At 59.0% G+C, this 4,427-nt stretch carries 2 protein-coding genes and 5 pseudogenes; 4 read left to right on the top strand and 3 right to left on the bottom strand.

Annotation, left to right across the window (positions count from 1 at the left end; genetic code table 11):
* Together ASE60_RS21730 and ASE60_RS34770 are read left to right on the top strand one after the other, a co-directional pair.
* Positions 1 to 381: pseudogene (locus ASE60_RS21730) on the top strand (recombinase family protein); the annotation flags it as partial.
* Between the two features lie 151 nt (positions 382 to 532).
* Positions 533 to 640 (top strand): annotated as a pseudogene (locus ASE60_RS34770) (recombinase family protein); the annotation flags it as partial.
* Between the two features lie 170 nt (positions 641 to 810).
* Here ASE60_RS34770 and serA read toward each other — a convergent pair.
* The gene (gene serA / locus ASE60_RS21740; protein WP_057252917.1) at positions 811 to 2,049 is read right to left on the bottom strand and encodes a phosphoglycerate dehydrogenase; all 1,239 of its coding nucleotides are present in this window, start codon (positions 2,047 to 2,049) and stop codon (positions 811 to 813) included.
* A 637-nt stretch (positions 2,050 to 2,686) separates the two neighbouring features.
* Here serA and ASE60_RS21745 point away from each other — a divergent pair.
* The gene (locus ASE60_RS21745; protein ID WP_057252919.1) at positions 2,687 to 3,787 is read left to right on the top strand and encodes a Fic family protein; all 1,101 of its coding nucleotides are present in this window, start codon (positions 2,687 to 2,689) and stop codon (positions 3,785 to 3,787) included.
* A gap of 141 nt (positions 3,788 to 3,928) precedes the next feature.
* Here ASE60_RS21745 and repC read toward each other — a convergent pair.
* Positions 3,929 to 4,053 (bottom strand): annotated as a pseudogene (gene repC, locus ASE60_RS35805) (replication initiation protein RepC); the annotation flags it as partial.
* On the opposite strand from repC, the pseudogene ASE60_RS34780 reads away from it, so the two are divergent.
* Positions 4,039 to 4,191, top strand: a pseudogene (locus tag ASE60_RS34780) (integrase); the annotation flags it as partial. The pseudogenes repC and ASE60_RS34780 sit on opposite strands and share 15 nt — an antisense overlap.
* A 6-nt stretch (positions 4,192 to 4,197) precedes the next feature.
* On the opposite strand, the pseudogene ASE60_RS35380 reads toward ASE60_RS34780, so the two are convergent.
* A pseudogene (locus tag ASE60_RS35380) lies at positions 4,198 to 4,427 on the bottom strand (hypothetical protein); the annotation flags it as partial.

The following is a 4,427-nucleotide window of genomic DNA, read 5'->3' on the forward strand; positions in this document are numbered from 1 at the left end:
ATTGCGTCCGCGCAGACGTGGTTGCCGATGGTACGGCAACTCCGGCCCCAGCACAGTTGGGACAATGTCGTGCGGGTGCTCAATCGCCGCGGTCACGACTGGACCGTCGAGCGCCTGCGACGCGCCGTTCATCGCCTGGTCCGCGAAAAGCTCGCGGAAAAAGACCTCCTGGCCCGATCCCCTCGCCGCGCCCCCGAGGACCATCTGATGAAGCTGGTGGCGGCGATCGCCATTGCCGATCCCGACCTGTCGCTTCGCGACATTGCCGCGCAACTGGACCAGATGGGCGAACGGCCTGTGCGCGGCGGCAAGAAGTGGCAGCCCTCCTCCGTTCGAGACTTGCTGGACGAAGCCCACCGCTTCGGCCTTATCCGTCGCTGAGGGCCCGGTTCATCAGGCGGCCGATCGCGCGGCTCCAGACCGACGGCAGCAACTTCTCTGAGGTGACGGAAAATCCACTGAATCTGGTAGAGTCCGCCGATCTTCGCCGGTGCCAAATCGCTCAAATAGAAGCCCGCCGATGCGGTTTCGTCACACCCTGCGGTCGGTGGCAGCGATCGCCATCGCCGATCCCGACCTATCGCTTCGCGACATTGCCCCGCAACTGGACCAGATGGGAGAACGGCCCGTGCGCGGCGGCGGGTTCTTCCGGTCCCTGCTCGCTCTCCCCTCCCCGAAAGTTCCTGAACGCCTCATGCAGGAACGGCGGAGCAGCTCCGGCCGCACGCGGCTCCACCAGGCCTGCGATCTCAGCGATGGCAACCAAACCAAAGGCGATCATTCGCTGATGCGCTGAGCCCCGGTCAGCTGTCAGTAGACCAATCGCGTTCGTATCGTTCCAGGAATTTCGCGTAGGGCCTGAAGAACCTCGTCGGCATTTGCGGAAATTCCTTCGGCCTCGACCACCACATAGCCCGTGTCGCCAAGCGTCTGAAGGAACTCAGCGACGATGTTCAGCCCGCGCGACGAGAAGATCTCGTTGAGCTGGATGAGCATGCCGGGGCGGTTTTCATGCACGTGAATGAAACGCGTGCCGTTCGGGCGCTCAGGCAGCTGTACCTGCGGAAAGTTGACGGCGCCCATCGTTGAGCCGATGTCGGAATACTCGACCAGCTTCCTTGAAACCTCCCCGCCGATGCGCTCTTGGGCTTCCTCAGTGGAGCCGCCGATATGCGGCGTCAGAATAACATTGCTCAAGCCTTGCAACGGCGTCTCAAAACGCTCGTTGTTCGATGCCGGCTCCTTGGGGAACACGTCCACCGCGGCACCCGCTAGATGCCCGTCGTTCAGGACTTTCGCAAGCGCATCGAGATCGACCACCGTGCCGCGAGAATTGTTGATGAAGATGGCGCCCTTCTTCATGCGGCGCAATTCGGTTTCGGTGATCATGTTATGCGTCGAGGGTGTTTCGGGAACGTGCATTGTCACATAGTCAGAGATTTCGAGAAGGTCGCCGAGCGAAGCCATCGACTCCGAATTGCCCCGGCGCAGCCGATCGGAAAGATCGAAGTAGCGCACGACCATGCCCATGCTTTCGGCAAGCGCGCTGAGCTGCGATCCGATATTGCCGTAGCCGACAATGCCGAGCGTTTTGCCGCGGACCTCCCGGCTGCCGACAGCGGACTTCTCCCACCCACCTTGATGCGCGGAAGCCGAGCGCGGAAAGATCTGCCGTGTCAGCATGATAATCTCGCCGATCACAAGCTCGGCCACCGATCGCGTGTTTGAATAAGGTGCATTGAACACCGGAATGCCGCGCCGCCGCGCTGCATCCAGATCGACTTGGTTCGTACCGACGGAAAAACAGCCAACGGCGAACAATTTCTTGGCGGATTCGAAAATCTCGTCCGTCAGCTGCGTGCGGGAACGAATGCCGATGATATGAGCGTCGGCGATGTGGCGCTTAAGATCCTTGTCGTCGAGCGCCTTCGGCAAATGAATGAGGTTGGTGTAGCCAGAAGAAGAAAAGTAGTCCACCGCGGTCTGGCTAATGCCTTCCAGCAGAAGCACGGAAATTCGGTCGCGTGGGAGAGACAGTTGGCGGGTCATAAATGTTGCTCCGATTTCCGAAAAGCCGATGTGGCTTCGGCGCCTATGAAGGTTTAAGCGGCCGGACAGGCTAATATCAACACCTTGATACCGCGCACAGATCTCAACGTGCCACGGTTTTCAATGCTTCCTCCCCAAAGGTTGGCAAGAAAGCCATTGATTTGGCCACACTAACGACGAAAAAGAACGGCTGACAACTGACCTACCGGCGATCGCCTGGAACTGCACCCAACGGGGCCAACCGCCCGCTGCATGTCGCGTTCCAGCGGCCACTGAGGGCACGGACGGCATGGACTTCCAGGCTCCGCTCTTGAGGATCTGCAGCGCCACGCGGCGGTAGTCGCTACCGCTCCGCGGCTTCAGCTCAGTGCTGCCAGCCCAGGGCGCGGGTGCTAGTTCTTCCTGCCTGCTCCCTCTCCCCTCTCCGGATCTTGCCTCCGATTTAGCACCGAAGTTCTCGGCTTCTTGCGGCTATCCCCTTCCCTTGGTGCGAGCGGCATAGCGCTGGACGATCAATTCCAGCCACCATGTAGCTACACTACAGCTCTCTTCTGCCAGCGTGATTGAGCTATTGACGCACTTGCTATAGCTCATTTTCTCGGTCAAAAGTGAGTTATAGAAAGGAAATCTATAACTCATGAATTGGAGCTGGACACATCAAGGTTGGCCCGACTTCAAGTATGATGCCGCCCGGCTTGCGCCGCTCGAACGGCAGTTCCTCCTCTCGTCGGGCGAAGTCATTGGTGCAATCCGTCATGCCAGTGATGATGACCGCAGCCAGATTCGCATCGAGCTGCTTAGCGAGGAGGCGATCAAGACCTCCGCGATCGAGGGCGAAGTGCTCGATCGTTTAAGTGTGCAATCCTCGCTGCGCAGACAGTTTGGTCTCGAGGCAGACACACGACCTGTGAGGCCACAGGAGCGCGGCGTCGCAGAGATGATGGTTGACGTCTATGCAAACTGGTCCACGCGCTTGGACGATAAAACACTGTTTCGTTGGCACGGGATGTTGATGGCCGGGAACCGTCACCTCGCAACTATTGGCGCGTACCGAACACATGAGGATGCCATGCAGATCGTGTCCGGTCGCTACGATAAGACCGTTATCCATTTCGAGGCTCCCCCATCGATACGCGTACCCACGGAGATGGCGGCATATATCGAGTGGTTCAACCGATCTGCACCCGGGGCTGAAACTCCCCTCCCTGCCCTCACACGCGCCGGGATTGGTCACCTCTACTTCGAAAGCATACATCCGTTCGAGGATGGCAATGGGCGGCTGCGTCGAGCGCTGGCCGAGAAGTCACTTGCACAAAATATCGGGCAGCCCAGCCTCATTGCTTTAGCCTTCACTATCGAGCGTTACCGAAAAGCATACTACGATCAGCTTGAGCAGCATCAGCGGACACTCGATATAACGGAATGGCTTGTCTACTTTGCCGAGACCATCCTTGAGGCGCAGCAGACGACGCTAAAACGCGTCGCGTTTCATCTTGCCAAGGCGCAATATTTCGATCGCTTCCGCGACCAGTTTAACGAACGTCAAGAAGAGGTCATCGCGCGGATGTTCCGCGAGGGCCTCGCTGGCTTTCGAGGTGGTCTAAGTGCGGAAAACTATATCTCGATCACCAACACATCTCGAGCGACTGCCACCCGTGATCTGCAAGATTTGGTCGAAAAAGGAGCACTCACGAGAACTGGTGAACGAAGGCACACGCGGTATTCTCTGAACCTCTAGCGAACAGAAGTCATAACGCTGACCGCGATCCCTAAATGGTCCGCCGTATTCGCTCCAACTCGTCTGTCCACTCCTCCCATTGGTTCCCAGTCGCTCGATCGGCATCGGCGCACGCGACAACTCCCAGCGCTCCGCCTTTCACGTCAGATCGCGCAAGTTGCCGCCGGCCAAGTTGATCTGCCCTGCCCATTTTCCAAAATGCATGCCATGGTGGCCGCTGCGTTCTCCGTCCCCGCACAGGCCTCCAGATAGGCGCTCGGACTGACCTGACTGGGGCTGCCAACCGTGGCATTCCCCTGCCGGAAGCGATGCAGCAGTCGCTGCATAAATCGGTGACCAAGGCGACGAGTTACTACAACAACGCCGAACGAATGAATGGACGAGCGGCCCGGCTGATCGTCTAGGCGAGACTACGCGCCGAACAATGTATCGGCTCGTCTCTCAAACGGTTGCCACTCTTCTGGCTCACCTCCCGCCTCCGATCTATCGCGCAGGTCAGCGGCTACTGCCGCCCTTCCCCAGGCTTCGGCCCGCTGCATAAGCGACGCCATCTCTGCCTTCAAGTGATGCGAGCGTTGGAGGTCGGCGGCGCGCTCGGCATTTTGTCGCGGATCGTAGAACACGCCAATTTGCGCACCGG

The sequence above is a fragment of the Ensifer sp. Root278 genome (assembly GCF_001429285.1).
GTDB lineage: Bacteria > Pseudomonadota > Alphaproteobacteria > Rhizobiales > Rhizobiaceae > Ensifer.